Here is a 26,401-nt window from a genome sequence, read left to right as displayed (position 1 = left end):
GAAAGGATCTATCACATGACCACCCAAACCTTACCACACTGGGATCTTTCAGTTGTCTACCCCAGCCTCGAATCGCCTGAATTTGCCGAGGGCTTTGAAAAACTCAAGCATCAAGTTGCTGAACTCAAAAGCTTGTTTGACCAAAATGCGATTCAGCGTAGCGAAAACCAAGTGCTCGATTCAACGACCATCGCGACCTTTGCAACCGTAACCAATGCGCTCAACCAAGCGCATGAGGCGGTAGCAACGACATTTAGCTACATCATGGGCTTTGTCGCCACCGACACTCGCAATACTGTAGCTCAAGCGCGGTTTAGCGAAATGCAACAATTGGGCATGCAACTCCAACAATTGGGAATTCGCTGGGTGGCTTGGATTGGTGGCTTGGATGTTGAGCAATTAATTGCCCAATCGCCGCTGGCCGCCGATCACGCTTATGCTTTGCAAAAAGCCAAGCAAGAAGCAACCCACTTGATGTCGCCAGCAGAAGAAGTTTTGGCCGCAGAACTCAATTTGAGCGGCGCAAACGCTTGGAGTAAATTGCACACGGTCGTCAGTTCGCAGCTCAATGTGCCAGTCGAAATCGATGGCGAAACCAAGCACATGCCCATGAGCATGGTGCGCAACTTGGCGTTTGATCCCAATCGCGAGGTGCGCAAAAGTGCCTACGAAGCAGAATTGGCTGGCTGGAAGCAGGTCGAAACGCCGTTGGCGGGCGCAATTAACAGCATCAAAGGCCAAGTCAATACCTTGGCAGGCCATCGTGGTTGGGCCACAGCCTTGGATGAAGCGCTGGCTGATAACAACATTGATCGCCAAACCCTTGATGCGATGCTGACCGCCGCCCGCGAAACTTTTCCAGATTTCCGGCGCTACTTGCAGGCCAAAGCGCGCTTGCTCGGTAGCGGCGACCGCTTGCCATGGTTCGATCTGTTTGCACCCATTGGCAACGATGTAAGCACTTGGGAATACGCCGAATCCGAAGCCTTTATTTTGGAGCACTTCGGCAGCTATTCGCAACGCTTGCGCGATTACGCCGCCCGCGCCTTCGATGAAAACTGGATCGATGCTGAGCCACGGGCTGGCAAACGTGACGGGGCGTTTTGTATGCGTTTGGTTGGCGATGAATCACGCATCCTGAGCAACTATAAGCCATCGTTTGCCGGAATGCGCACCCTTGCACATGAGTTGGGTCACGGCTATCATAATCTTAACTTAGCCGCAGCCACGCCATTGCAACGCCAAATTCCCATGACTTTGGCCGAAACCGCCAGCATCTTTTGCGAAACGATCGTGCGCAACGCTGCCTTGGCCAAAGCCGACCCTGCCACCCAGTTGGCAATTATCGAATCATCGCTGCAAAATAGCTGTCAGTTGGTCGTCGACATTAGCAGCCGCTTTATCTTTGAGCAAAGCCTGTTCGAAGCCCGCCAAGCTCGCGAGCTAAGCGTGCAAGAAATTAACGATTTGATGCTCAAAGCTCAAGCTGAAACCTATGGCGATGGTCTCGACGAACAGTATTATCATCAGTATATGTGGGCGGTCAAAGGCCATTACTACAGCGCTGAACGCTCGTTTTACAACTATCCCTATATGTTTGGCTTGTTGTTTGGCTTGGGCTTGTACGCCCAATATGTGGCAACACCCGACGAGTTCCGCGCCAAATACGATGATTTATTGGCTGCTTCGGGCAAGGCCGATGCCGCAACCTTGGCCGAACGCTTTGGAATTGACATTCGGACACCAGATTTTTGGCGGGCAAGCTTGGCTACGGTCAAGGCCGACATCGACCGCTTCGTTGAGCTAAGCGAGCAATTATTGGATGCTCCCGCCAACTAACGAAGCCACGTCCGCCAATGCACAAGGAGTTTTAGCTATGCGACGCAGGTTTGTGCTATTGGTGCTCATGGTCGTGCTGGTTGGATGTGGTGGGGCACAAGCTCCCAAGGCCAAAATTATTGCGCTGTTGTTGCCGGAGCAAACCACCAAGCGCTACGAAACCGTGGATCGACCATGGTTCGAGCGCGAGATGAAGTTGCTGTGTGATGATTGTCAGGTGTTGTATTACAACGCCCAAAATGATCCGATGCTGCAACAACAGCAAGCAGAACAGGCAATTAAGGCTGGGGCACGGGTTTTGGTGCTCGATCCGGTCGATTCGGTCGATTCGCGCACGATTGCCGATCATGCAGCCGAGCAATCGATTCCGGTTGTAGCCTATGATCGGCTGATTCTGAATTCGCCTGGCGTGACGGCCTACATTTCGTTTGATAACCAGAAAATCGGCGAATTGCAGGCCGAAAGCCTGGTTGCTGGCTTGACCAGCCGTGGCATTACGAATCCCAAAATTCTGCTGCTACACGGCGCGCTCAACGATAACAACGCCAGCGAATATAAGCTGGGAGCCAAAAAGGTCTTTGATCCATTGGTGGCAGCAGGTAAATTAACGATTGTTGGCGAGTTTGATACGCCCGATTGGCAGCCAGCAGAAGCCCAGCAATATGTCGAACGCATGTTGGCAGCTGGCGATCAGATTGATGGGATTTATGCTGCCAACGATGGTACGGCAGGCGGCGCTTTAGTCGCTGTGCAAGCTGCTAAACTTGAGCCAATGCCATTAATAACCGGCCAAGATGCAGAATTAACCGCCGTGCAACGCATCATCACTGGCGAGCAGCACATGACAATTTATAAGGCAATTCGGCCTCAAGCAGAGGCCGCCGCCAAAATTGCCCATGCGCTGTTGGTTGGCCAGCCGATTCCAACCAACTTGGTCAACAATCGCACAGTGGCCAATGGCATTCTTGATGTTCCGGCAATTTTGCTCAACCCAGTCGTTGTGACCAAAGCCACCATCAACGATACGATTATCAGCGATAATTTTTGGTCGCCGCAACAACTTTGTCCAGTCAAATTAGTTCCCGCTTGTGAAGCAGCAGGAATCAAGCCCTAAGCGCAAATCAACATCACACCACAACACCCGATCTGCCTGTGCGGTCGGGTGTTTTTGCGAGGAAATAGCTATGTCAACCAAGTTACGTCGCGGTTTGGAATTTGGCCTTGGCCTGATTATCTTAATTGGCTTGATTTGGTTCAATAATCAGCCTAGCTCAAATCAACCAAGCGCCAACCCAACCAACGCCGCAACCCTCGAAAGCAGTTCGCGTGGCTTGCCATCGAGCACGCCGCAACGCCAACAAGCGACAGCGCGACCGCGCCAAACTGCCACGCCAACAATTAAGCCAACCACGCGGCCTCGTCAAACCGCTGTGCCCAGCAAGCCCACACCACGGCCAACCGCCCAAGCAACCCGCATGCCCGAGCGCGATTCGGCGGGCTTGCGCTATGTGGCGTTTGGCGATTTGCCAATCCAAGCCCAAGAAACGATTGAATTAATCGAGCAAGATGGGCCGTTTCCCTATAGCAAAGATGGCGCAATTTTCAGTAATCGCGAGCAAATTTTGCCCAGCAAGCCGCGTGGCTACTATCGCGAATACACGGTCGAAACGCCTGGCTCAGCCGATCGCGGGGCACGCCGGATTGTTGCTGGAGATAATGGCGAGTTGTATTACACCGATGATCATTATGCAAGTTTTCGGAGGGTGCGCCAATGAAATTACTGAATTTGGCCCGCGATCCAGCTCAATCTGGCTTGTATCGAGTGCAAGCAGCGCACATTGCTCGCTTATTGATGGGCGTGCAACAGCTGAATCTGCAACTTATCGAGCTTGATGGGCGCGAAATTAGCAGCAAGCCCGATTTGCTCAATGCCTGCGCCCAAGCTTTGCAGTTTCCGAGCTATGTTGGCCACAATTGGGATGCACTCGAAGAAGCGTTAAATGATTTAAGTTGGTTCGATGCGCCGGGCATGATTATTATTTTTTATGAGGCCGACCAATTGCGCCGTCACGATCATGGCGCGTGGCAAATTTTCTGCGAGATTGCCCAAAGCTGTGTTGAGCAATGGCGCAGCCAAGGTCAGGTCTGGAGCATCTGGTTTAGCGGCTTGGAGTATAGCCAGCCTGAGCTAATCGACTTAGCTGGGGTTCTGAATGAGCCAAATCTGAGCGAATAAGCAACGAGCGTTGGGCGAATATCCCAACGCTCGCAACCTTCAGCTTACTTAATCACAAAGCTGGTCGTCGCAGTTTGGCCGCTGCTGAAGCTAGCGCGCACATTATTGCGCCGCCCACTTGATTGATTGCCAACCTTGAACTGAATCGTGGCCACGCCCGAGCTATCGGTTAACGCGATCAGCGATTGAGTTCCGCTGGCCAAATCGATTTCGACCGTGGCGGTTGTGCCGCTCTTGGGCTTGCCAGCGATTGTCAAGCGCACACAGACCGTTTGGGTTTCGTTGCTAGCAATCTCAGGATAAACCACCCAAGCCTGCGCACCTTCGGCGACTGCTGGTACGTTCATGGTGCAATTGGCGGTGGTTGGTGGCTGGGTGGTTGGCGGCGCGGTTGGTGGGGCAGTGGCCCGCACTTCTTTGCCCAACAAGCCCAACAACACCTTAAAATTATTCGGATTATTGGGATGCCACTCGAAGCGAGCGCGTTCAAACCATTGGGTTTCGACTAAATCGCCGCTGCTGTTACGCTCCATTTTTGGCTCGGTCAGAGGCAAACCAAACAATTGCAACGAACGGGCGTAGGCATCAAGGCCATCAATTTTCAAGCCATTGGCTTGCCAATAGCTTTTGAAGCCAATTCCACTGCCTTGATCGCAGACGTTATGCCCAGTTTCTTTGAACCACAAACAGCCTGTTTTTGGCCCAGCTTCAGCGGGATCTGGCTGGCGGCCAAGTTGGCTCAAGCGATCTTTGCCCAAGAGGCCAAGCAGCACTTCGTAAGGCGTGCCCGTATTTTCTGGATGCAACTCAAAGCGATTGCGTTCCATCCATTGGGTGCGATAGACCTTCCCAGTTTCGCGGTTTTGTTCGCGGTTGACCGTGGTGATTGGATAGCCAAAGACCGGCAGGCCGCCGTTTGCTTCCCAATAATCGCTAAATGGGTCGCTCAGACAATAGGGGCTTTGATCTTCGGGAAAACAGACCTCGTGAGCCGATGTGGCTTTGGGCCAAAGGGTTAACCCCAACAGCAACCCCACAATTAACAAGACACGCTTTGGCATATCAATCACCTTCCTATCGTACAAATATAGGCTTATTATTTTGATGTGATATAGATTAAGCAGGTTAAGCTGGCCACCGTAACAGCAGCCAGCCAAACTGGAAACTAAACTTACGGCAGATCAAAAGCACAAAGCTACTTGACCACGGGCAACTATTACAGCTTAGAAGACTTGAGTGAATGGAGGAACTTTGAGTGCCATGTCTTTGCCCAATAAGGCGCGAACTGCATCAGCACCGGGGTAATCGACTGGGCCGATAAAGCCTGTGCCGCCTTGCAAGAATGGCCCAAGCACCGGAACCGCGTCGGAAACGTTGTAGAAGATTGGGGCAGGCAGGGTGTTTGGATTTGGCAAATAGCCACCAATTTCGCGGGTCAAAGCCAAGTGTTCAGCTTCGGTCGCGGCGTGTTGGGCAGTGGTAGCGGCAATCCGTGGCTCGCCAAGCTCGGCAAAGCGGCGGGTAGCTGCCAAATATGCGCCAGTAAAGGCGGTTTCTGCTGCCATAAAGGTGTTGGTGTTGACCCCGAAATCGCTCAAGAACTTGGCTGGAACATAGAACTTATCAGCAAGCGCCTTGCCACCGAAACTTTCCACAACTTCAAGGTGATGCAATTCTGCACTCAGCGCATACTTCAGATACAACAATTCTTCGTCGGCCAACCCAAATGGATTGCCCTTGATCGTGTTGTAATACGAGGTGATGGCCAAGCGTTCGGCGGTAGCGGCCAACGAAACGATTGTGAGTGGAGTATCTTTGGCATCATGGTTTTGAGCGTTGTAATCGGCTGCTGAAACATCATGCAAACCGAACATCGAGGCAAAACTTGCGACCGCAACTCCACCGCCTACACCTTTTAAGAATCCGCGACGTGAGATACTCATAGGTTGCCCTTCCTAACAAAAAAATATGCTCAAACACCATTCTGTTGTGTGATGTTCTTGTGGAAATATTCGCCGCCAATCCCATTATGGATGTATCGATTATCTCACCCCTTAGGGGGATATTTTGACCTATGCTCAAGCCAAGCGCCATGCTATACTGACCAATGGATGATGTTGTCACGGAGATGATCCATGGAACAAGAAGCCAAATACCGCGCAACGCAGCCGATCCGTCCGAAACAACTTGAGGCTGTGAATATTGCGCCTTTTAGCCTCAGCGAGCGGGTTACCGCCGAAATCCGCGATAGTATTTTGGATACCGCGAGCCGCCAATTAAACCAGCAGCGCTATACCTTACGCATTCGCCGCATCGATCAGCAATTGTGGCTAACCCTCAAATTGCCGGGCAACGTTGAGGGTGCAGTTCATCAACGCCAAGAATTCGAGCACGAAATTACGCCAAATGTACGTGATCATCCTGAATTGTGGCCGAGCGAGATTCGCGAACCACTGCAAGCAGTAATTGGCGATGAGCCGTTGGTGCCAATGCTCACGGTGCGCAATCGGCGACGGCTCTGGCGGATCGAGCGCGATGGTGAGGAGATTGCCGAATTGGCGCTTGATCGTGGATCGTTGATCAGCGGCGAGCGCTCGTTGCCGTTCCATGAGATCGAAATTGAACTCAAAGGCGTTGGCACTGCTGCCGATCTGGCGGTGCTGGCCTCGATCTACACCACCGCATTGCCGCTGGAGCCAGAAACCCGCTCCAAGAGCCAGCGCGGCATGTTGTTGCTCAACCATGCCGAAGATCAAGACCAGCTCAAGCAAGCAGTTGAGAGCACGCCGATGGAGTCGAGCAGCAATTTGGCCGAAGCAGGCCGCTCGATTTTGGCCAAACATGTGCTGAAATTGCATAAAGCTTGGCCGATAGCCGTCATTGGCGATGATTCCGAGGGCGTGCATCAGATGCGCGTGGCAACTCGCCGCTTGCGCACAATTTTGGCAATTTTGGGCGAAACGCTCTACGAGCCAGAAATTGTGGCCAAATTGCGCCGCGGCCTGCGCCAATGGGCCAGCATGTTGGGCGCTGTGCGCGATGCAGATGTGTTTTTGGGCAAGCTTGATGAGCATCGGGCAACCCTCGAAAAAGCAGAACAAGCAGGCTACGAACCGTTGATCGAATCGATTAGCCAGCAGCGAGATGCGGCGCGGGTTGAATTATTGGGCTTTTTGGAAAGCCGCAAAGCCAGCAAATTTGCCCAACGCTTGACCGATTTTGTGCTGACCGCAGGCGCTGGCGTGCGCGAAGCCGAAACTGCTGAAGGCCGTGTTGAGCGCAGTTTGGTGCGACATTGGGTTGGCAGCACAGTTTGGAGCCACTACGAGCGCATTCGAGCCTATGATGTGATTTTGAATGATGCGCCAGTTGAGAGCTTGCACCGTTTGCGCATCGAAATTAAACATCTGCGCTATACGCTGGAGCTATTTAGCGATGCTCTGGCCGAGGAGCACGAATCGCTGCTTGAGCAATTAGTCACCGCCCAAGATTACCTTGGCGATTTGCAAGATGCTGAGGTGGCGTTGGGATTGGTTGGCGAAGCCTTAGCCGATAATCCCGATAATAGCGCATTGCTGGCGTACCAAGCAGCCAAGCAGCACGAGCATGATCAGCTTCAGCTGAATGCGCCAAAAGCGCTGCGCCCGTTGTTTGATCTGCCATTCCGCCGCCGCTTGGCCTCGATTCTCTCGAAATTGTAAATTTTGAGGTTGGAAGAACATAGAGCATAGAACATAAAAATCGCTATAGGCTATTGGAGCCGAAAGCACGAGCATGCCCTCACCCCTAGCCCCTCTCCCACTGAACGCGGGCGAGGGGAGCAGCCGTGGTTCACCGACGTATTGTGCAAAACCACGGAATTAAAGCCCCTCGCCCGCGCCACGGGAGAGGGGTTGGGGTGAGGGGATCACGTGATGTTCCGATAGCCTATAGCCTTCATTCCTACTTCATGCCACCAAAGGCGGCAAAACAGCTATTTTTGTGCAAAATATCGAGCTTTTGAAAGCCGACGCTGCGTAAAACATCAATTTGCCATAGCAATGGGCGCGGCGAATCTTCGATCTCAATATAGTTAAAAACCTCATCACGATAGGCTTGATTACGAAAATCGCTCAGATATTGGCCATAGCGCTGCCACATTAATTCATGCACCGCCTCGCTGGAATGCTCAACCAAATCGAAAATCCACAGCGAGCCGCCTGGGCGTAAAGCTGCATAACATTGAGCAAATACCGCCTGCCATTCAGCATCGTCGCGCAAGTGGTGAAACACCGCTGCGGCAACGATAATATCAACCTGTTCGTTGCCCAACTCAAGCTGACGCACATCGCCTTGCAAGGCCGTAACCGAGCCAGTTGTGGCAGCGCTCACCCGTTGCTGAGCACGCTCAAGCATTGGCAAACTTAAATCGATCAAGGTTACATCGCGATTAGGCAATTCTTGCAGCAAGCGCAAGCTATAGTTGCCAGCACCGCAGCCAATATCCAAAATATGGCGCGCATTGGGCGTGGTGGCAGCGGCGGCTTGGGCAACGAGGGTCAGACCTAAGGGAGCATCGACGGTTGCCGATTGACCGGTTTCCAAATTTGAGAAGCGCTCAACATCGGCATCGAAGCGGGCGCGAATAGCCTCAACTGTTGATTTGGCCATGGGAAACATCCTCAAAACACAAAGAAGCTTCAATTGGGCTATTCTAGCAGGCTTGGGGAATTTTGTACTGATCAATCATGGACAGATTTTTATAAGGATGAGGGATGCACAAAAGCAGAGCATAGAGCATAGAACATAGAACATATGGCTATTGGCTACAGGCTACAGGCTATTGGCTTTTGGAACACGAATTACAATAATCTGTGGCTAAAAATCGTGCTTCGTGCTCTTTGTGCTCTTCGTGGATCAGATTCTTAACGCATAGGCGCAGAGCCACCGAAGGACGAAGGATGAAGGATGAGGGATGAAGAGCATAGAACATAATTCCAACAATCTCTGGGAATCTGTGGCTAAAATACTTTTTCGTGCAATTCGTGGAATTCGTGGCGAAAAACTTACCCTTCGTGCTCTTCGTGGTTTCGTCGCCCAACCCCACTTACTCGATCGTTGTCAGTTTGATTGGCAATTCAGGGGCGGGCTGGCCGCGTAAACGACGCAAGCCTTCTTTGAGCGCGCCAAGCAGCAAGCGTGGCGGCGAAAGCAGATTGACGCTTAGGCCATTGCGGCCATCGGTTGCTTTCGATGCCAACCAAACTGCTTTTTGGGCGGGCACGCTGGGCGGATTGCCCCACATGCGCAGAATTGTGTTGAGGGCTTTGAGTTTGGCCTCGTAGCCAGCCATCACCTCAACATTGGTCAGCATATCGGTGGTCATCAAGCCTGGGTTAAAGCCCAAAATTTCAATCCCTTGCTGCTGATGTTCTTTGGACAAAGCAAGCGTGAAATTGCGCACCCAGCTTTTGCTCGCACCATAGGCGGTTTGGAACGGAGCTGGCCCAGTATCGCCGCGCCCAAACAAATTGATTAATTTGCCATGGCCTTGGCTTTGAAAGTGTTTCAAGGCGCTAATTGAGCCATGATAAGTGCCAAGAATATTGGTATCGATCACACGCCGATAATCACGCGGGCGAATCGCCACGGTTGCACCGTAGGGGCCAGCAACGCCAGCATTGTTGATCCAAACGTCGAGCTTACCAAAATGGGCAAGTGCTTGATCGCGCAGCGCTTCGACCGCTGCCAAATCGCCAACATCGCAACTGACAGCCAAAACATGGCTGCCATGGCGTTTAAGTTCAGCAAGCGCTTGTTCAAGGTTGGCCTGATCGCGGCCAGCAATCACAACCTTGGCTCCTTGGCGCAGCATTGCCTCGGCCATGGCCAAACCCAGCCCACGGCTGCCACCAGTAATCACAATCACTTTATCGCTGAGTTTCATCGCCAACTCCTAAAAATGCCTGCAACTGCGCAAGGTCGCGCAGATCGCCTAGCAACAAATCGGGCTGGTGCTCGGCAAGTTGCTCAAGGCTGAATTGACCGCTAGCCACCGCAACCGAGCGCGCTCCGGCAATTTTGGCGCAACCAATATCAAACGGCGTATCGCCAATCACCACCACATCGGCGAGCGAGCCTTGCCAGCCAGCAGCCTGCGCTCGTTGAAAAGCTACGGGCACTAACTCGTTGCGGATGTGATTATCTGAGCCAAACGCGCCCCAATCCCAGCGAAAATAAGCGCTGAGGCCCACCGCATCAAGCTTGATGCGAGCGGTGCGCAGCATATTGCCAGTCAAAAGTGAGTGAATTGTGTGGGCTTGAAGTTGGCTCAGCGCAGCCTTCACGCCAGGCAAAATGGTGGTTTCGCGTTGCAAATGCGCAAATCGCGCTTGTAATTCGCCTTCGTAGACTGCATAAAATTGCTCAAGTCGCTCAAGAATCGCCGCTTCTTCCCACATATGCAGCAACTCGCGAACGATCAAGCCATCGGTTTTGCCAGCGGTCGAGCCGAGGGGCAAATCCAATTCGTAGACGCGCTGAAACGCGGCCTTGAAAGCTTCAAGACCGCGCCCATGACCCCGAATCAGGGTTCCATCAATATCCCAGAGCAACAGTTTCATTCTTCGGTTGGTTTCCCATTTACAAGGTCGGCCAGCGGCTGCACCAACTCGCCCAAGCTGCGGAATTGCGGCCCTAGCTCAGTTTCGCTCAGTGGAATATTGACTGGCACAGTTAAGCTGACTGGCACTGACGATTCAAGTGGAATTGTCATGCTCAAATAGACTGGCAATTCCAAGCCTTCGGGCAAATTCAAGGCCACGCTCGCTTTGAGGTAGCCCACGCCGGGCAGCGTAATATCAGCAGGCACTGATAAAGGCACTGCTTGGGTCACGCGCACATTGGTATTTTGGCTAACTGGCACTTGCAAGCTAATCGGCAAGCGCTCATTCAAAGGCACGCTGGCTTTAATCGTGGCATTGTTGAGACCATCAATCGTATCGGTCAATTTGGCGATGGTTGGTTTAAGCGGCGCTAAACCTGTTTTATAGCCAAACAGCGCGACCCCTAAAATGATCAAACCAATAATTAACACAATGTTGAGGATAAAGGAGGTCATGATCATAAACTTGTAAGAGCGATCAATGTCGACTCGTTCGACAGCCTTGGTGTTGGTCGAATCGGTGGATTTGCGGTTGCGACTGGCCACGTCAACCTCCTTGCAGTGCCTCGAAGGGGAATATTTAGCAGCAGTATACCACAGCCGATCGTTGCTTGTCATAGCTATTCTAGGATTTGGATGTTGCTCGCTACCTCTGCACCTTGCCTCAAAATGGGCAACACAAGGGATTTTCATCATCTCTCGCCCATCGGGCGCTGCGCGTGCTTCGCGATTCTGCGTGTGCATTCGCTGTTTGACAACTTGCCCAATCTTGTATACTTTCAACAATAATTTGGTCGTCAGCTTATGGCAATCTGACCATAGTTCATAGGTTTAAACAAGCCTATAATCACTGTTATAGACCAGAAGTGGTCTGGTGTGTCCGTGACTGGCGTGCGGCGGTGGGAGTCCCGGCCCTCCGCCCAGCCGAAAGCAGACACCACGAGGTAGCCAATTCCTATGCAACAAGCACCAGAACCCGCAAAGCTCTTCGATTTACCGCCTCATGATGTTGGTTGGGAAGGAATTCTCTTTTTCAGTGCAGGCTATGTCTTGGCAGCCTTGGTGCTGTTTATGATTTTGGGGGTTACGCTAGCGAGCATTCTGCTGGTTGGCTGCCTGTTGGCATTTTTGGGAATTAATTTCTGGCACTAAGTTTCAATAATTAAGCCGCTGGATCACAATGATCCAGCGGCTTTTTGGCTTATTTCGTGACTAATGGCAAATAAACGGTAAAGCTTGGGGAAACGGCAGTTACCGTGGTAGTTGCGGTAGCCGTGTTGGTTGGGCTAGTGGTGGCGGTGGTAATTGGGCTAGTGGTGGCGGTGGTAATTGGGCTAGTGGTGGCAGTATTGGTTGCAGTAATCGTAATGGTTGGCGTAGGCGTTGCGCACAAGGATTGTGCTCCATCTAACTGGCCGCGAACCTCGCCGCCGGGGAAATTTTCAGTGTGAATGTTGATGTAGGTTTGGCCAGCCAAAATATTGGCTTCTTGATTTTCGGCATAGTTGATTGTGCCAACTTTGCTTGCCCCAAGCGGCAGATCAAACAACACTCCTGCGGTTGTTCCGCGCGGCGCAAAGCCGTGAATATGGGCCGCAGTTTCGGCGCTGCTCAAATCGTGATAGGCAATGTTGTAGCTCAGCGTGTTGGCAACGGTATGAATCTGAATCGTGCCCATCGCCATGCCTTTGCTACCCGTTGGTGGCACTTCTTGCGAACCATCGGCAATCACCGACATCGTAATACAGCTTGGCGGTGGGGTAATAATTGGCGTTAAACTTGGCGTTGCTGTCCCAGTTTCGGTGGCGGTTGGCGTAATGCTAGGAGTGGCGGTTTCGGTTGGAGTAGAGGTTGGCGGCGGGCAAAGCGTAGCGCCATCAAGCTGGCCGCGAATTTCGCCCCCAGGGAAGTTGCCAGTGTGAATATTAATGTAGGTTTGGCCAGCCAAAATATTCGCTTCTTGATTTTCGTTGTAGTTGAGGGTGCCAACTTTGGGCGAGCCAGTTGGTAGCGGGAATAACACGCCTGCATTGACCCCACGTGGCGCAAAACCGTGAATATGGGCTGCACTTTCATCCGCGCTCAAGCCTTGGAAGCTGAAGTTATAGCTCAGGGTGTTGTTGACGGTATCAACATCAACTGTGCCGCTGCCAGTACCAGCGCTGCCCGATGGAGGCACTTCCTGCAAGCCATCTAAGCTCAAGTTGAAGCGCAAACAGCTTGGAATTGGCGTTGCTGATGGGGTTGCTGTTTCGCTTGGCGTAGCCGTATCGGTTGGGGTCTCGCTTGGCGTGGCCGTATCGGTTGGCGTGTTGGTGCTTGTTGGCGTAGCCGTATCGCTTGGGGTTGCGGTGGCTTGATTCGCCGCCGGAATCACAATAATACCCCGCAAGGCAGTATTGGTTGCAGCAGTGGCAATTGGTTGCAACGACGCTGCATTAATTGGCTGATTATAAGCAGCAGTATCGGTTAATTTGTTGATTGTGTTGCCACCACGGGTCAGATACAAATCAACGCCGCTTGTGCCATTATCTTGGGCTGTAACGTGAAATGCAGTGCTGGGAGTAGTCCAAACGCCTTGGAGCACCCAGCTTGTGCCATTGAACGAAAATTTGCGCAAGTTGGTAACATCGTCGGCGACATACAATGTATCAACCCCAGCTACGCTTGGCTCGCGATCCAAAAACACAAAGCCATAGGCCGAAGTTGCGCTGACAACTTGAGTAATGCTTTGGCCGCTATTTGTTGGCAAGCCTGTGCCAATTTGATAAATGCCGCGTGATGTTGCTGCTGATGATGAGAAATAGAGATTACCACCAAAGGTATGCACCACTCGGGTATTGGTTGGGGTGATGAGGGTTGTGGTTGAGCCAAGGCCATTGAGATAGCGCACTCCGCCAACGGAACCAGTCCCAGTTGACCAATTATTTGTGGCATTACCAGTTGCGCCGCGAATATTATTGGCACTATAAGCATCATTTATCGTATGAGACAGATCAATAATGCCGCTTAAACTCACACGGCCCACCACGCGATTGACAGTTGTACTGGGGTTAGTAGCAACGCTGGTCGTGCCTGCATCAGCGTCGTAGCCTGCGAGCACCAGCGATTGCCCATCGCCAGCAAGACTAAGTGCGCCTTCTGAGGTTGCAGTACCAGCCATTGTAAGTCGCCGAGGATTGCCACTCAGGCTACTTGGCAAGCCAATTGATTGAACCAACAAGCCGCTCGGCGTATATTCGTCGAGGAAAACCGCTGCCGCAGCACTTGTAAGCGTAGCAGCGCCAGTGCCAACCCGAACAACGACGATATTGCCTGGGCTAAAGCCGCCACCGCCTTGAGCAGTGCGTGGCGCAGCTTGGGCTAAATTCAGGCCAACAACCAGGCTAAACAGCGAAAGCAAGGTTATCAACGAGAACTTGCGAGGTGTCCGAACATGATTCAGCACACTGACCCTCCTTAATCAAAGGAAACTTCCCATACCTGAGCACTGTGACAACCATTGACACAGCGTTGAGCGATGCTTGAGTTGTATGATATGAGCATGTTATAAAGATTCAATAGCCAAACTTGTGTGAATATGAGGAATGAATCAATGCCATTAACGATTCCAACTTTGTGGCAACCACTGCTTGCCGAGGAAACGACCAAGCCCTATTGGAGCCAGCTTGAAGCATTTGTTGCCGCCGAACGTGCTGAACATCAGGTTTTTCCGCCAGAGGATCAGGTGTTTTCGGCCTTGGAATTAACCGCGCCTGAGCAAACAAAGGTCTTGTTGTTGGGCCAAGATCCTTATCACGGCCCCGGCCAAGCCCATGGCCTCTGTTTCTCGGTGCTGCCTGGCATCAAAGCACCGCCATCGCTCAAAAATATGTTCAAAGAACTCAAAACCGATTTGGGCTGCGTTGTGCCGAATAACGGCTATTTGCTGCCCTGGGCCAAACAAGGCATGTTGATGATTAACGCGGTAATGACGGTTCGGGCGCACACTGCCAACTCGCATAAAAATCGGGGCTGGGAGAAATTTACCGATGCTGTGATTCGCCAAGTTAATGCCAAAACCGAGCATGTGGTATTTGTGCTGTGGGGTGCTTATGCTCAAAAGAAGGCCAACTTAATCGATAGCAATCGGCATACGATCATTCAATCGGCGCATCCCTCGCCACTCTCCGCTGATAATGGTTTCTTTGGCAGCCGCCCATTCTCAAAAATTAATGCGGCGCTTGAAGCCCATGGCCAAAGCCCAATCGATTGGCAGATTCCGAATTTATAGCGCTAGTTCCCTCACCCCCAACCCCCTCTCCCACGAAAACGCGGGCGAGGGGGAGTACCCGTTTTTACCGACGCATTGCGCAAGAACCACGGCATGAAAGCCCATCGGATGGGAGCGGGGTTGGGGTGAGGGAATCTTAATACCGACCTTTGTAAGCAGCCTCCTCGCCCACTGAAACGCGGGCGAACCACCAAACAAAAAAGCCCCTCGCCCGCGCCACGGGAGAGGGGTTAGGGGTGAGGGAATGTACTGGCTTGGGCTAACGATTCATGCGATTGTGTAAAAAGAGCAAAATAATCATAAACAACATCAACCCAGTTAAGCCCGCAAACATGGGAAACGCCAGCGCAAAATTGCCACTATATAAGCCATTGAGCGCTACAGCAAAGAAAATGACCATCACAATGCCCGTGATATACATAAAGCGCCGTGGCCAGGGTGATGGTTTTGGAGAACGCCGAGACATACTTGCCCCTTTCAAAAGTTGCCAAACGCGGCATGGCTAGAGCCGTAGTGCCGCGAGCTTATCGCGGATCTCCTCAATCATAAATGGTTTTGCCAGAAATTGGGTTGTACCAGTAGTCCCAAATTGTTGGCTCACATGGTGCTCATTATAGCCGCTCATAATTACCACCCGCACTTCAGGCTGAATTTGCTTGAGCACGGCGAGGGTGCTTTGGCCATCAAGGTCGGGCATGGTTAGGTCGAGAAAGACTCCAGCAATGTCTTGATAATGCTCGCGGAACAAGCTAATGCCACGATTGCCACCTTCGGCAAGCAAGGTTTCGTAGCCCAAGCGCCGTAAAATGCGATCAATCACCATCCGCACATCTGGCTCGTCGTCAATAACCAGAATTTTGCCTGGGGCTGAAGCTGTCAGATTTGGCTGCTGAGCAATGACTTCGCTTTGGATATTTGCTGGCATAATTGGCAAATACATTCCTATGGTTGTGCCCTGTTGCGGGCGACTTTTGACCGCAATGCTGCCACGATGGCCACGTACAACGCCCAGCGTAACCGCTAAACCAAGCCCGCGCCCAGTAAACTTGGTGGTAAAAAACGGGTCAAACATGCGCGAGATGGTCGCGTGATCCATGCCCAGCCCCTGATCGCTAATTTCAATCACGATATAGTTGGCGGGCACAAAGCTGCCGGTCGTGTAGGTATGGCCTTCGGGCGCACCTTGCAGCTCGCGCACGCTGGTTTTGACGCTAATTGGGCCGCTGCTTGATGCTTCGAGTGCGTTAATTAAAACATTGCTGATTGCTTGGCGCAAGTGCTGTTGATCGCCCTCGATTGGCGGAATGTCGGGCGCTAGCTCGCTTTGGATTTGGCGTTGCTGGCTCAAGGCTGAGGGCAAAAGCCGAATTGAGGTTTGCACCACTTCGTTGATCAGCAAACTACGCCGCACATCAAGATTTTGGCCGGTATAGGCGACCATTTGCTTGGTAATTTGGGCTGCACGTTTGGCCGATAGTTCAATTTCGGTTAATAATTGACGCACATTGGCTTGTTCGGGCAATTCGAGCAAGGCCAAATGGGTATTGCCAAGAATCGACATAAACACATTGTTGAAATCGTGGGCGATGCCGCCTGCAAACACGCCCAAGCTCTCGATTTTTTGAGTTTCGGAGAAATGTTGTTCAATTTCCAAGCGTTTTTGTTCGGCCTGCTTGCGCTCGCTAATATCGCGAATAATGACTTGAACTGAGTTGCGATGATCAAACACCATCGCCGAGGTTGAGCATTCGCCATACATCAGCGTGCCATCACGGCGCAAAAAGATCGTTTCAATAAAATTGGTGGGCACAGTGCTGGCATGGCGAATGAGCACATTAAAATCAGCCAGATCATGTGGGCGCAAGCCCTGTTGCACCGATTGGCCCAATAGCTCGCTGCTGGTAGTTTGGGTCAGCGCCAAACCAGCCTGATTGGCATAGACGATCCGATCATCCTGCACCACAAAGAGCGGCAAGGGCAACATCTCGACAATATGCCGATATTCTTCCGAAATATCGATCAGCGTACCGACCATGCGCAAGGGCTGGCCGCTCGCATCGCGCAGCACATGGCCACGGTCGCGCACAAAACGATACTGCTGATTGTGATCGCGGAAGCGATATTCTGCCGAAAAAACGTCGCTGCTGCCAGCAAATAGCTTGGCAGTGCGTTGCATAAACAGCTCACGATCATCAGGGTGAATATGCTCGTCCCACCAGGTTGGGCTGCTAGCCACCTCGGCGCTACTATAGCCAAACACGGTGGTAAAACTGCGATTGACCAGCGTGGTTTGCTGAATCATATCCCAATCGTAGATGCCGCCGTTGAGCACCGTTTGGGCCAACTCAAAGCGCTCGTTGAGCAAACGCAACTGCTGTTCGACCCGCCGACGTTCGGCCAATTCGGTTTGGGCTGCGGTGTTGAGCATATGCTTCTCCAGTGCAAGCGAGGCAAAGCGGGCAAATTGTTGCACCATTTCAAGCATGGTAATGCTAATCTGAATTTGGCTGGGATCGTAGATAATCACCAATGCGCCAGCGACGGTTTGTTCGCGTAATAATGGTAAGACCAACAAGCCATTGCCAAAACCGGCTTGCGGATCAAAAAGACGCTCTGGCCAAGCAGCATAATCATCAATAATTAATGGCTGGCCAGTTAAGCCAACCGTGCCAACCGCGCCTTGGCCCAATTCGATGCGGGGAATCACATCCATTCCGCCGCGCCCAACCACCGATTGCATGGCTTGGTCATCATCGTTGCGAATATAGAGCACACCATATTCGCTGCCAACCAAATCGGTAGCCTTCCAAACAATAATTTCGAGCAAATCGTTGAGCGCAACCTGTTCGATGAGCGCTAAGGTAACGTCGTGCAGCGAGCCAAGGTAGCTATTTTGGCGTTGCATCTGGCGAATCGTTTGCTTGTGGGCGGTTACATCGTGAATCAAACAACACAGTACAGGCTGCTGCTGATAGTCGAAGGCAGTGATATAAACTTCCACATCGCAGACCATTCCTGAGCGTAAACGATGGCGAAAATCGTAGCGATTGCTGCCACCAAGCTCTGCGTTGCGAATTGCCGAGCGTTGTTCTTGGGCAGGTTGGGCATTTAAATCGCTGAGCCTAAAAGTACAAAACTCCGCTTGGCTATAGCCATAAAAACGGCAAGCGGCTGGATTGGCAGCTAAAATCTGCCACGTATGCGGCTCAATAATTAACTCGATGACTGGAGTTTGGGTAAAAAACTCCATTTTGCGCGTTTCGCTGGCAAGCAAGGCTTGTTGGGCGCTCGCAAGCTCGGCTTCTAAACGGGCGATAGTTTGGCTTAGCTGGGTGAGCGTTGGTGGCTCGATGGCTGGTTGCCGGGACGTATTACTAAAACTATTCATAAACTCGGCCAGTGTGGAAAAAAGCCATAATAGGTTCATTATACCGTGAAGCAACTTGCTTTTGAAACTGCCCGCAATTCCTATTTGCTTTTGCTACCAATCGGACTGATGTATAATTAAAGCGTTACACCTGCGTGGGAGTTTGCAATGGATGAACGTCATGCCTACATTGCCTTTAATCTCACTCCTGGTATAGGACCACAACGGCTTCAAGCGTTGATCAAACACTGTGGCTCTGCTGCAGCAGCGTGGTCGGCCAGCTTAGACGATTGGCGTGCCGCAGGCTTGGGTCTGCGCACAATTCAAGCCTTACAGCATGCACAGCAGCATTTAGACCTTGAAACTGAACTTCGCACCATCGCCGAGCAAGGCATCACGGTTGTGATGCAGAGCGATCCTGAATTTCCCACCATGTTGCAAACGATCGATCCGGTGCCACCCTTGCTGTATATGCGCGGCTCGCTGATTGAAACTGATCGCTGGGCAGTGGCGATTGTTGGCACCCGCAACCCCACCCCATATGGGCGTGAGGTCACCTATAAGTTTGCTGGCGAGTTAGCCCGCGCTGGCCTAACCGTCGTTTCAGGCTTGGCACTTGGCATCGATGCCATGGCTCATCGCACAGCCTTGGAGAATAATGGACGGACGTTGGCGGTACTTGGCAGCGGCTTGCAGCAGATTTACCCAGCCCAACATCGCCAATTGGCCAACGATGTCAGCCAGCAAGGAGCCTTGCTTTCGGAATATGCGCCCACGACCGAGCCGCTGAGTGGCAACTTTCCGGCGCGCAATCGCTTGATTAGCGGGCTAAGTTTGGCAACGATTGTGGTTGAAGCTGGCGAACGCAGCGGCGCATTAATTACTGCCCGTTTTGCGCTCGACCAAGGCCGTGATGTGTTTGCGGTGCCTGGCTCGATTTTGAGCCATAGCAGCGATGGCCCGAATCAATTAATTGTTGATGGCGCAACACCCTTGCGCAGCATCGACCAAGTGCTTGAGCAACTTAATCTGCATCAAGCCCAAGCCCAACAAACGGTCAGCAGCATTGTGCCAGAAACACCAGCCGAGGCCTTGCTCTTGCCCTATTTGAGTGGTCAGCCAACCCATATCGACGATTTAGGGCGGGCCTGTGGTTTGGCCGCCCATGATCTTTCGGCGACGTTGGGCCTGATGGAACTCAAAGGTATGGTTCGCCATGTTGGTGGAATGCACTATGTGCTGGCGCGGGAAAAGCCCGCATCCTATGATCTTTCTTAACCTAGCAAGGAATTTAATCTATGGCTTGGGAACATGATGTTTTACGCTCGCTGAATGAGCAAGGCTGCCGTATGACTGGCCCACGGCGTTTGATTGTGCGCACGATTGCCAGTCGGCGCGAGCCGTTTACCGCCGAGCAGTTGGTAGCCGAATTGCCCGATGTTGGGCGGGCCACGATTTATCGCACCTTGGATATGTTGGCGGCCAGCCATTGGTTGGCGCGCATTCACCACGACGAGGGCGACCACGCCTATTTGCCAGCTCATCCGCATCAACACCAATTGGTTTGTACCCGCTGTGGCACGGCGGTTGCCTTCAACACCTGCGACCTCGATGGCATTTTGAGCCAACTTGGCAAATCGACAGGCTTTGTGATTCATGGCCATGCGCTCGAAGCATTTGGCTTGTGTGGCCAATGTCAACATAATCGCCCAGAACTGCGCCTAACTCCACGTTTGGGCTAGCTTCTCGGAGCGCTGGAAGGTAAGCGGCTTATGCCCAAAGAACTAACAGTGCGCGTCAGTGCCCGCACGGTCGGCTGGACTCTGCTGATTTTTTCAGGGGTTTGGATTACGATTCTGCTGCATCATGTGCTGGTGTTGTTTTTCGTAGCAATCTTGCTCGCAGTGGCCATTTCTGGGGTTGTGCAGCGCTTTGAACAATTGCGAATTGCCCGCCCAATCACAATTTTGGTAATTTACACGATCATTATTGCGATGTTTGTCAGCTTGGGCTTTGTACTGGTGCCGATGGTCAATCAACAGGTGCGCATTCTGGCACAACAATTCCCCGATTTGGTGCGCCAACCAACCCAACAAGCAAGCGCTTGGATTGCCGAGCAGTTTCCGACTTTGCGCGAGAGCTTGCCAACCGGCGATTTGGCGGGCCAAGCTGCCCATTATGCTGGCACAATGGTTGGCGGGTTTAGTGGCGCAGCCTTGACCTTTGGTCGCACCTTGATGGGCGTGATCATCAATTTTATTGTGGTGTTGGTGTTGGCGTTTTTCTTGGTCAGCCGCGCCAATGTGGCCAGCAATTTCATCAAATTGATGATTCCCAATCGCTTTCAAGAGCGCTTGATTAATGTTACGAACGTAATTGGCCGCCGCTTAGGGCGCTGGGTTTGGGCACAACTGACGGTCGCAACTTTCTATGCTGTTTGTTTTGGCATGGGCTTGTGGCTGTTGGGCGTGCCATATCCGGTGGCGCTAGGCGTTATCGGCGGTTTGCTGGAACTAATTCCCTATGTTGGCGGCTTTGTGGCTACCCTAATCACCATGCTGGTTGCATTTACGGTGCAGCCAATTCTGGCGGTCTGGGTGTTGGTGTTGCACCTAATTGTTGGTAATGTCGAAGTTCATATCATTGCGCCCAAGGTAATGGGTCGCGCGGTCGAAACCCATCCGGTCGTGACGATTTTGGCCTTGTTTAGTGGCATTGAGTTACTTGGCATTATCGGCGGCGTGATTGCGATTCCGTTGGCGGTGGTTGGCCAAGCGTTAGTCGAAGAATTTTGGATTAAGCGGATTCGCGAAGCTAATACTGTTGAAAAATCGCTGCCCGTGCAAGCTGCCCCAGTCCTCATTCGGCGCAGCCAGTTACGTCGCCGCCCAAATCTGCGCAAGCGCCAAGGAGTCTAGGCAGCAATTTTTAAAGAGATCGCTAAATAGCTATTGATCAAGGGAACAAATTAATCATTGCTGGCGTTGATGCTATAGAAATGTCGCGACAAACCAAAATTTGACCCATTCCGCGAAAGGAAATAGCTATGTTAGCTCAAATTCGTTCACGCAAACGTGTATTGGCGATTGGCGCTGCTGTTTTGGTTGTCTTTTTGATCGTTACGCAAATGTTTAATGGTTCGGGAAATGCTGGGCGAAAATTACAGACTGTTGGCAGTACTTTAGAGGAACCTGCTTCTAGTGCAAGACAGTATTCAGGTGCGATGCCTACCCCAGAACTGAGTCTCAAAGATTCTGCCAATTCCGATTTGTTATTGTCGCAATCGCCTGAAGGCACTGGTTCGAATGCACTTGGCGGGGCTGCTGCGCCAACTGAGAGCGAAGGCAAGGGCGAGCAACCACAACAGCAAAATGCCGCTCCAAGCCAAGCTACTGAACGCTTGGTGATTAAAAATGCCAATGTTGAAGCGCTGATCGATTACAAGCAAATGCGCTTAGCCAGTACCCAAATTGAAAATATGGTGCTGCGTTTGGGTGGCTTTATCGTTTCGACCGATGATGCGAGCAGCAATGACGAAGCCCAAGCCTATATCTCGCTGGCATTTCGAGTTCCCGCCGATCAATTTGAAAAAGCCCTGAATGCCTTTGAAGAAAATAAACTGGAAGTTGTGCGCCGCGAAGTCTCAGGCCAAGATGTTACCGAAGAATTTGTCGATAATCAATCGCGCTTAGCCAATTTAGAAGCAACCGCCGCCCGGATTCGCGAATTGCTAGCCAAAGCTGAAACCATCGCCGACACGATTAAAATTAACGAAACTTTAGCTCAATACGAAAGCCAAATCGAAGTTATCAAGGGCCGTCAGAAATTTTTGGGCGATAGCGCTTCAATGAGCTTAGTTACCTTGATGATTCGGCCAAAAGTCACCGAATATAACATTCTTACCACGCTTGATATTGGCCAAAATGTGCGCAACGCAATTGCCCGCGCCGAAAAACCAGCTTGGACTCCGCTTGCTGCCGCGACTGGCGCATGGGACGATGTTTTGGCAATCGGCAAAGATTTGGCCGAAACCTTGGTTGTTTGGGCCGTCTGGATTCCAATTTGGTTGCCATTGCTGTTGGTTGCTTGGTTTGGCTGGCGCAAATGGCGCAAATATAGCCAAAGCCAAAATAACCCAATCAATACGCCAAATCCGACCGTCAATCAACCCTAAATTGTGGTACCATTTTGGCAACGCCATCGCAGGGCTAAGAGCTAGTGCTCTTGGCCCTTTGTGTTGGGAGGGTTAAATGTTGCTCGATTTGCATTGTCATACAATTGCTACGCCCCATCATTCACATTGGACACCAAGCGCATTAATCGCGGCAGCCCAAGCTGCTGGAATTGGCGTGATTGGGATTGCCGACCACAATACGACCAGCCAAATAACCGCTTTTGCCGAGGCGGCGCAGGTTGCTGGCCTGCATTTCATCGGCGGCGTTGAGTTCGATAGCGCCTTCAATGGCAAGCTTTGGCATACCTTGGTCTACGGTGCAAACCCCAACGATGCTGGAATTTTGGGCTTGTGCGAGGCGGTTGTGAGCCGCAACCACGCCGATGCTCAACGCTTGCTGGAGCAAACGCAGGCTGCTGGCCACGAGCTGCCAAGCCTTGGCCAAATTGCTGTCGATCGCCCAGCCAACTTGGCCGATGTGGCGCATGCCTTGGTGCGCGATGGGATCTGGCCGAGCCAAACCGGGGTTGATCCTGAATCGGCGGGCATGGCCTATTTGTTGACCAACCAGCCTGAAGCCTACAATCCGTTGAGTGTGGCCGAAATTGTGCAGGTGGCGCAGGCTGCTGGCGGCGTGGCGATTTTGGCTCATCCTGGCCGCGAAAAAAGCGTCTACGCCATCCCCGCTACTGCCGACGATTTGGCGGCGCTGGCGGCGGTTGGGCTTGATGGCATTGAGGTCTATTATCCAATGCATCGCCCTGAGCAAGTGGCGTTTTTCGAGCAGCAAGCGGCCTTGCATGGCTTTTTGATCAGCGCTGGCGGCGATTCGCATGGCCCGCGTGATCCGTTCAGCCCACAGCCTGCCGAGTGTTGCAGCGCGTTGTTGGCTCGCTTTGGGATTGATGTCCGATGAGTGTGATTGTCTGTTTTATTGATGGCGTTGGCTTGTTGCCAGCCCCAGCGCCGCCTTGGACAACTGCCCATTTGCCAAGCCTCACCAAGTTGCTTGGCGCTGTGCCACACAGCAATTTACTGATCGATCAGCCAAATCTTTATTTTCGGGCGATTGATGCGACGTTGGGCGTTGAAGGCTTGCCGCAAAGTGGTACCGGCCACACCAGTTTATGGACGGGCGTAAACGCTTCGGCCTTGTTGGGCAGGCATTATCCGGCCTATCCCGCGCCATCGCAGCGCCCGATGATTGCTGAACAAAGCCTGTTTGCCAAAGTGCAACAGCTTGGCCGCACCAGCCTGATTGCCACCGTGCATCGCGATAACTATTGGGATTTGGTCGCCAAGCGCGAGCAACGGGCAACCGCCGCCGCCTTTGCTGCCCAAGTTGTCGATTTGGCGCTGCCTGCTACACCAGAGTGGCGCAACGGCCAAGCAGTGACATGGGATATAACTGGCGCTTATTTGCAACAATGGGGCGCGTTGGCTGGCTTGCCCACGATTTCGGCCCACGAAGCGGGCTTGCGGCTTGGGCGAGCGCTGCGTTTGGCCGATTTTGTGCATTACGAGTGTTATCTGCCCGATTTCGTAGGCCATCGGCGAATTGCCGAAACGCCAGAACGCACGCTGGAACTGATCGATAGCATGCTTGGCGCGTTGCTCAGCCAAATGCAAACTAACGATAGCTTGATTGTGGTCAGCGATCATGGCAACTTAGAGATGATCGAACACACCAGCCACAGCCGCAACCCTGTGCCATTGTTGGTGGTTGGGGCCAACGCCCAACGTGCCGCCAAGGTCGAAGATATTAGCCAGATCACGCCCTTAATTCTCGATCTGCTGAGCATTGAGATATAGCGCTATAATAGGCCAACATGCTCAGATCTTGCTTAGTTTTCGAAGGAGCAAACGCGATGCAATGGTTAAACGAACCGCAACAATGGGCAGCCAACGACAATGTGCTGACCATAACCCCTGAAACCAAAAGCGATTTTTGGCGCACCACCCACTATGGGTTTATTTTTGATTCTGGCCATTTTTACTATCAAGTGGCCGAAAATAATTTTAGTTGTAGCGTACGAGTGCGCGCCAACTACCAGAACCAGTACGATCAAGCTGGCTTGATGGTGCGGCTTGATGAATATAATTGGCTCAAATGTGGCATCGAATATGTCGATGGCGTGTATCATGTAAGCGCTGTGTTGACCCTTGAACACTCGGATTGGTCGGTGGTGAAATTGGCTGAAGCGCCTGAAGAATTGTGGTTGACGGTCACGCGCAACGGCGACACGCTGCAAGTGCTGTATGCCACCGAGGCTGAAGCCACGCCAACCATGGTGCGCTTGGGCTACTTTCCACCCGCCTTGCCTGTGCAGGTTGGCCCGATGGCTGCCGCACCAATCCAAACAGGCTTTAGCGCCGAATTCCGCGATTTTCAGCTCGAAGCGCTGCCCCAAGAGTAGCATGTTTGTGTCAGTATGGTATAGTTGGGCCGAATATTGACCAACAGGAAGCCTATGCTGACCCAAGCTCTCCCGCAATTAACACCACCGTTGAAATGGGCCGGTGGCAAGCGCTGGCTCATTCCACGCTTAATCAATTATTGGCAGGCGTATCACAATCGGCCCTTGGTGGAACCATTTGTTGGTGGTTTGGCTGTTGCTTTAGGCTTACAACCCCAACACGCGCTTTTGAATGATATTAATCAGCATGTGATTAATTTTTATCATTGGTTGCAGCAAGGTTTGCTAATTGATTTTGAATTACGCAATGAACAAGCGCTGTATTATCGCTATCGTGATCAATTCAATCACTTAATTCGAATTGGCGAAACCCAAACCGCAGAGGCCGCTGGTTTATTTTATTATCTTAATCGAACTGGCTATAACGGGCTGTGTCGTTTTAATCAACGTGGCATGTTTAATGTGCCATTTGGGCGCTACAAACGAATTGGCTATTGCTATGATTTTGGCCATTATCGCGAACTTTTAAGCCAATGGCTTTTTCAGCAAGGTCATTTTGCGGCGATTCAGCTGCCAGCAAATGCCTTTATTTATGCCGATCCACCCTATGATGTGCCATTTCGCGCCTATAGTTCACAGGGCTTTAGTTGGTCAGAGCAAGTGCAACTGGCAGAGTGGCTGGCGGCGCATCACGGGCCAGTCGTCGCATCGAATCAAGCAACTGAACGAATTTTAGACCTTTATCAGCAACTTGGGTTTCAAATTGAAATTTTACCAGCGCCTCGCCGCATCGCCTGCAATGGCGACCGTCAGCCAGCCCTCGAAATGTTGGCCTTCAAAGGAGCTTAATCATGGCGATTGTGCTTAAGCCGCCAAGTGCCTTGCCCACCACCAAAACCGTGCCCACAATTTTTTTGGCTGGCTCGATCGAGATGGGCAGCGCGATTGATTGGCAAGCAGAAATCGCGCGACAATTAGCTGCCGATGATCTGCTGTTGCTCAACCCGCGCCGCGATGCCTGGGATAGCTCGTGGGCGCAAACGATCGATAATCCACTGTTTCGCAGCCAAGTTGAATGGGAATTAGATGGTTTGGCGCTGGCCGATTTGATCATCATCTACTTTGCGCCGCAAACCCAATCGCCAATTAGCTTGCTTGAATTGGGCTTATTTGCCAGCAGCGGCAAGCTCTTGGTTTGCTGCCATGAAGGCTTCTGGCGCAAAGGCAATGTTGATATTGTTTGTGCACGCTACCAGATTCCCCAAGTTGCCAGCCTTGAAGCACTAATTGCGGCCTGCAAACGCTTAGGGTGAAGCTGATTCCCTCACCCCCAGCCCCCTCTCCCACGAAAACGCGGGCGAGGGGGAGCACTCATTTTTACCAAGGAATTGTGCAAGAACCACAGCGTTAAAGCCCGTTGGACGGGAGAGGACTTGGGGTGAGGGTATCTCA

General features: G+C 52.0%; 25 protein-coding genes. 16 read left to right on the top strand and 9 right to left on the bottom strand.

The window, feature by feature from the left end; translation table 11 throughout:
• The first annotated feature begins 15 nt into the window (after positions 1–15).
• The 4 genes from ACFMKP_RS22455 (at position 16) to ACFMKP_RS22440 (ending at position 4,075) form a co-directional block, all read left to right on the top strand.
• Complete coding sequence (locus ACFMKP_RS22455) at positions 16–1,839, top strand: M3 family oligoendopeptidase (protein ID WP_382295378.1); 1,824 nt, start codon at positions 16–18, stop codon at positions 1,837–1,839.
• Between the two features lie 37 nt (positions 1,840–1,876).
• Complete coding sequence (locus ACFMKP_RS22450; protein ID WP_382295375.1) at positions 1,877–2,953, top strand: sugar ABC transporter substrate-binding protein; 1,077 nt, start codon at positions 1,877–1,879, stop codon at positions 2,951–2,953.
• Between the two features lie 70 nt (positions 2,954–3,023).
• Positions 3,024–3,614 (top strand): ribonuclease domain-containing protein, encoded by a 591-nt coding sequence (locus tag ACFMKP_RS22445; protein WP_382295373.1) that lies wholly within the window; start codon positions 3,024–3,026, stop codon positions 3,612–3,614.
• On the top strand, positions 3,611–4,075 hold the full coding sequence (locus ACFMKP_RS22440; protein WP_204755707.1) for a barstar family protein: 465 nt from the start codon (positions 3,611–3,613) through the stop codon (positions 4,073–4,075). Before ACFMKP_RS22445 ends, ACFMKP_RS22440 begins: the two co-directional genes overlap by 4 nt.
• 44 nt (positions 4,076–4,119) lie before the next feature.
• On the opposite strand, the gene ACFMKP_RS22435 is transcribed toward ACFMKP_RS22440, so the two are convergent.
• Positions 4,120–5,136 carry a hypothetical protein gene (locus ACFMKP_RS22435; protein ID WP_382295370.1) on the bottom strand — a complete coding sequence of 339 codons (1,017 nt, stop codon included), beginning with the start codon at positions 5,134–5,136 and terminating at the stop codon, positions 4,120–4,122.
• Between the two features lie 162 nt (positions 5,137–5,298).
• Positions 5,299–6,018, bottom strand: coding sequence for a twin-arginine translocation signal domain-containing protein (locus ACFMKP_RS22430; RefSeq protein WP_204755709.1), 720 nt, complete (start codon positions 6,016–6,018; stop codon positions 5,299–5,301).
• 192 nt (positions 6,019–6,210) lie between these two features.
• Between ACFMKP_RS22430 and ACFMKP_RS22425 the strand changes: the two genes are divergently transcribed.
• The gene (locus ACFMKP_RS22425) at positions 6,211–7,776 is read left to right on the top strand and encodes a CHAD domain-containing protein (RefSeq protein WP_382295366.1); all 1,566 of its coding nucleotides are present in this window, start codon (positions 6,211–6,213) and stop codon (positions 7,774–7,776) included.
• A 241-nt stretch (positions 7,777–8,017) separates the two neighbouring features.
• On the opposite strand, the gene ACFMKP_RS22420 is transcribed toward ACFMKP_RS22425, so the two are convergent.
• From ACFMKP_RS22420 to ACFMKP_RS22405, 4 genes are all read right to left on the bottom strand, one after another.
• Entirely contained in the window at positions 8,018–8,725 is a 708-nt protein-coding gene (locus ACFMKP_RS22420) for a class I SAM-dependent methyltransferase (RefSeq protein ID WP_382295363.1), read from the bottom strand.
• A gap of 436 nt (positions 8,726–9,161) precedes the next feature.
• Positions 9,162–10,001 (bottom strand): SDR family NAD(P)-dependent oxidoreductase, encoded by an 840-nt coding sequence (locus ACFMKP_RS22415; protein ID WP_382295360.1) that lies wholly within the window; start codon positions 9,999–10,001, stop codon positions 9,162–9,164.
• Positions 9,985–10,677, bottom strand: a complete 693-nt coding sequence (locus tag ACFMKP_RS22410; protein ID WP_382295357.1) for an HAD family hydrolase — start codon at positions 10,675–10,677, stop codon at positions 9,985–9,987. The genes ACFMKP_RS22415 and ACFMKP_RS22410 overlap by 17 nt, the downstream gene beginning before the upstream one ends.
• The gene (locus ACFMKP_RS22405; protein ID WP_382295354.1) at positions 10,674–11,264 is read right to left on the bottom strand and encodes a hypothetical protein; all 591 of its coding nucleotides are present in this window, start codon (positions 11,262–11,264) and stop codon (positions 10,674–10,676) included. The genes ACFMKP_RS22410 and ACFMKP_RS22405 overlap by 4 nt, the downstream gene beginning before the upstream one ends.
• Before the next feature lie 411 nt (positions 11,265–11,675).
• On the opposite strand from ACFMKP_RS22405, the gene ACFMKP_RS22400 reads away from it, so the two are divergent.
• Positions 11,676–11,870: a hypothetical protein gene (locus tag ACFMKP_RS22400; RefSeq protein WP_204755715.1), complete on the top strand. Its 195-nt coding sequence runs from the start codon at positions 11,676–11,678 to the stop codon at positions 11,868–11,870.
• Positions 11,871–11,919: 49 nt separating this feature from the next.
• On the opposite strand, the gene ACFMKP_RS22395 is transcribed toward ACFMKP_RS22400, so the two are convergent.
• Complete coding sequence (locus ACFMKP_RS22395; protein ID WP_382295351.1) at positions 11,920–14,166, bottom strand: CHRD domain-containing protein; 2,247 nt, start codon at positions 14,164–14,166, stop codon at positions 11,920–11,922.
• 147 nt (positions 14,167–14,313) lie between these two features.
• Between ACFMKP_RS22395 and ung the strand changes: the two genes are divergently transcribed.
• Complete coding sequence (ung, locus tag ACFMKP_RS22390) at positions 14,314–14,991, top strand: uracil-DNA glycosylase (RefSeq protein WP_382295348.1); 678 nt, start codon at positions 14,314–14,316, stop codon at positions 14,989–14,991.
• A gap of 259 nt (positions 14,992–15,250) precedes the next feature.
• On the opposite strand, the gene ACFMKP_RS22385 is transcribed toward ung, so the two are convergent.
• Together ACFMKP_RS22385 and ACFMKP_RS22380 are read right to left on the bottom strand one after the other, a co-directional pair.
• A complete protein-coding gene (locus tag ACFMKP_RS22385; protein ID WP_382295345.1) occupies positions 15,251–15,457 on the bottom strand; it encodes a hypothetical protein in 207 nt (68 codons plus the stop codon).
• A gap of 36 nt (positions 15,458–15,493) precedes the next feature.
• Positions 15,494–18,379: a PAS domain S-box protein gene (locus ACFMKP_RS22380; RefSeq protein ID WP_382295343.1), complete on the bottom strand. Its 2,886-nt coding sequence runs from the start codon at positions 18,377–18,379 to the stop codon at positions 15,494–15,496.
• Positions 18,380–18,526: 147 nt separating this feature from the next.
• Between ACFMKP_RS22380 and dprA the strand changes: the two genes are divergently transcribed.
• The 9 genes from dprA to ACFMKP_RS22335 all read left to right on the top strand — a co-directional run bounded on the left by dprA (position 18,527) and on the right by ACFMKP_RS22335 (position 26,262).
• On the top strand, positions 18,527–19,636 hold the full coding sequence (gene dprA / locus ACFMKP_RS22375) for a DNA-processing protein DprA (protein ID WP_382295340.1): 1,110 nt from the start codon (positions 18,527–18,529) through the stop codon (positions 19,634–19,636).
• Between the two features lie 20 nt (positions 19,637–19,656).
• Complete coding sequence (locus tag ACFMKP_RS22370) at positions 19,657–20,100, top strand: Fur family transcriptional regulator (RefSeq protein WP_054534714.1); 444 nt, start codon at positions 19,657–19,659, stop codon at positions 20,098–20,100.
• A gap of 30 nt (positions 20,101–20,130) precedes the next feature.
• Complete coding sequence (locus tag ACFMKP_RS22365) at positions 20,131–21,276, top strand: AI-2E family transporter (protein WP_382295337.1); 1,146 nt, start codon at positions 20,131–20,133, stop codon at positions 21,274–21,276.
• Between the two features lie 128 nt (positions 21,277–21,404).
• Positions 21,405–22,532, top strand: a complete 1,128-nt coding sequence (locus ACFMKP_RS22360) for a DUF4349 domain-containing protein (RefSeq protein ID WP_382295334.1) — start codon at positions 21,405–21,407, stop codon at positions 22,530–22,532.
• A 76-nt stretch (positions 22,533–22,608) separates the two neighbouring features.
• Positions 22,609–23,448, top strand: a complete 840-nt coding sequence (locus tag ACFMKP_RS22355) for a PHP domain-containing protein (RefSeq protein ID WP_382295332.1) — start codon at positions 22,609–22,611, stop codon at positions 23,446–23,448.
• On the top strand, positions 23,445–24,344 hold the full coding sequence (locus ACFMKP_RS22350) for a hypothetical protein (RefSeq protein ID WP_382295329.1): 900 nt from the start codon (positions 23,445–23,447) through the stop codon (positions 24,342–24,344). Before ACFMKP_RS22355 ends, ACFMKP_RS22350 begins: the two co-directional genes overlap by 4 nt.
• 56 nt (positions 24,345–24,400) lie before the next feature.
• Positions 24,401–24,949 carry a DUF1349 domain-containing protein gene (locus ACFMKP_RS22345; RefSeq protein WP_382295326.1) on the top strand — a complete coding sequence of 183 codons (549 nt, stop codon included), beginning with the start codon at positions 24,401–24,403 and terminating at the stop codon, positions 24,947–24,949.
• Between the two features lie 54 nt (positions 24,950–25,003).
• Entirely contained in the window at positions 25,004–25,798 is a 795-nt protein-coding gene (locus ACFMKP_RS22340) for a DNA adenine methylase (RefSeq protein WP_382295323.1), read from the top strand.
• Positions 25,799–25,800: 2 nt separating this feature from the next.
• On the top strand, positions 25,801–26,262 hold the full coding sequence (locus ACFMKP_RS22335; RefSeq protein ID WP_382295320.1) for a nucleoside 2-deoxyribosyltransferase domain-containing protein: 462 nt from the start codon (positions 25,801–25,803) through the stop codon (positions 26,260–26,262).
• Positions 26,263–26,401 lie beyond the last annotated feature (139 nt).

The organism is Herpetosiphon sp. NSE202, from assembly GCF_042688385.1.
In the GTDB taxonomy this organism is placed as follows: Bacteria; Chloroflexota; Chloroflexia; order Chloroflexales; family Herpetosiphonaceae; genus Herpetosiphon.
This window is presented reverse-complemented; position numbering and strand designations above follow the sequence as displayed.

Bases quoted from the DNA above. Each gene is read 5' to 3' on its own strand.
- ACFMKP_RS22455 (WP_382295378.1), top strand. From the start codon at position 16: ATGACCACCCAAACCTTACCACACTGGGATCTTTCAGTTGTCTACCCC.
- ACFMKP_RS22450 (WP_382295375.1), top strand. From the start codon at position 1,877: ATGCGACGCAGGTTTGTGCTATTGGTGCTCATGGTCGTGCTGGTTGGA.
- ACFMKP_RS22445 (WP_382295373.1), top strand. From the start codon at position 3,024: ATGTCAACCAAGTTACGTCGCGGTTTGGAATTTGGCCTTGGCCTGATT.
- ACFMKP_RS22440 (WP_204755707.1), top strand. From the start codon at position 3,611: ATGAAATTACTGAATTTGGCCCGCGATCCAGCTCAATCTGGCTTGTAT.
- ACFMKP_RS22435 (WP_382295370.1), bottom strand. From the start codon at position 5,136: ATGCCAAAGCGTGTCTTGTTAATTGTGGGGTTGCTGTTGGGGTTAACC.
- ACFMKP_RS22430 (WP_204755709.1), bottom strand. From the start codon at position 6,018: ATGAGTATCTCACGTCGCGGATTCTTAAAAGGTGTAGGCGGTGGAGTT.
- ACFMKP_RS22425 (WP_382295366.1), top strand. From the start codon at position 6,211: ATGGAACAAGAAGCCAAATACCGCGCAACGCAGCCGATCCGTCCGAAA.
- ACFMKP_RS22420 (WP_382295363.1), bottom strand. From the start codon at position 8,725: ATGGCCAAATCAACAGTTGAGGCTATTCGCGCCCGCTTCGATGCCGAT.
- ACFMKP_RS22415 (WP_382295360.1), bottom strand. From the start codon at position 10,001: ATGAAACTCAGCGATAAAGTGATTGTGATTACTGGTGGCAGCCGTGGG.
- ACFMKP_RS22410 (WP_382295357.1), bottom strand. From the start codon at position 10,677: ATGAAACTGTTGCTCTGGGATATTGATGGAACCCTGATTCGGGGTCAT.
- ACFMKP_RS22400 (WP_204755715.1), top strand. From the start codon at position 11,676: ATGCAACAAGCACCAGAACCCGCAAAGCTCTTCGATTTACCGCCTCAT.
- ung (WP_382295348.1), top strand. From the start codon at position 14,314: ATGCCATTAACGATTCCAACTTTGTGGCAACCACTGCTTGCCGAGGAA.
- ACFMKP_RS22385 (WP_382295345.1), bottom strand. From the start codon at position 15,457: ATGTCTCGGCGTTCTCCAAAACCATCACCCTGGCCACGGCGCTTTATG.
- ACFMKP_RS22380 (WP_382295343.1), bottom strand. From the start codon at position 18,379: ATGAATAGTTTTAGTAATACGTCCCGGCAACCAGCCATCGAGCCACCA.
- dprA (WP_382295340.1), top strand. From the start codon at position 18,527: ATGGATGAACGTCATGCCTACATTGCCTTTAATCTCACTCCTGGTATA.
- ACFMKP_RS22370 (WP_054534714.1), top strand. From the start codon at position 19,657: ATGGCTTGGGAACATGATGTTTTACGCTCGCTGAATGAGCAAGGCTGC.
- ACFMKP_RS22365 (WP_382295337.1), top strand. From the start codon at position 20,131: ATGCCCAAAGAACTAACAGTGCGCGTCAGTGCCCGCACGGTCGGCTGG.
- ACFMKP_RS22360 (WP_382295334.1), top strand. From the start codon at position 21,405: ATGTTAGCTCAAATTCGTTCACGCAAACGTGTATTGGCGATTGGCGCT.
- ACFMKP_RS22355 (WP_382295332.1), top strand. From the start codon at position 22,609: ATGTTGCTCGATTTGCATTGTCATACAATTGCTACGCCCCATCATTCA.
- ACFMKP_RS22350 (WP_382295329.1), top strand. From the start codon at position 23,445: ATGAGTGTGATTGTCTGTTTTATTGATGGCGTTGGCTTGTTGCCAGCC.
- ACFMKP_RS22345 (WP_382295326.1), top strand. From the start codon at position 24,401: ATGCAATGGTTAAACGAACCGCAACAATGGGCAGCCAACGACAATGTG.
- ACFMKP_RS22340 (WP_382295323.1), top strand. From the start codon at position 25,004: ATGCTGACCCAAGCTCTCCCGCAATTAACACCACCGTTGAAATGGGCC.
- ACFMKP_RS22335 (WP_382295320.1), top strand. From the start codon at position 25,801: ATGGCGATTGTGCTTAAGCCGCCAAGTGCCTTGCCCACCACCAAAACC.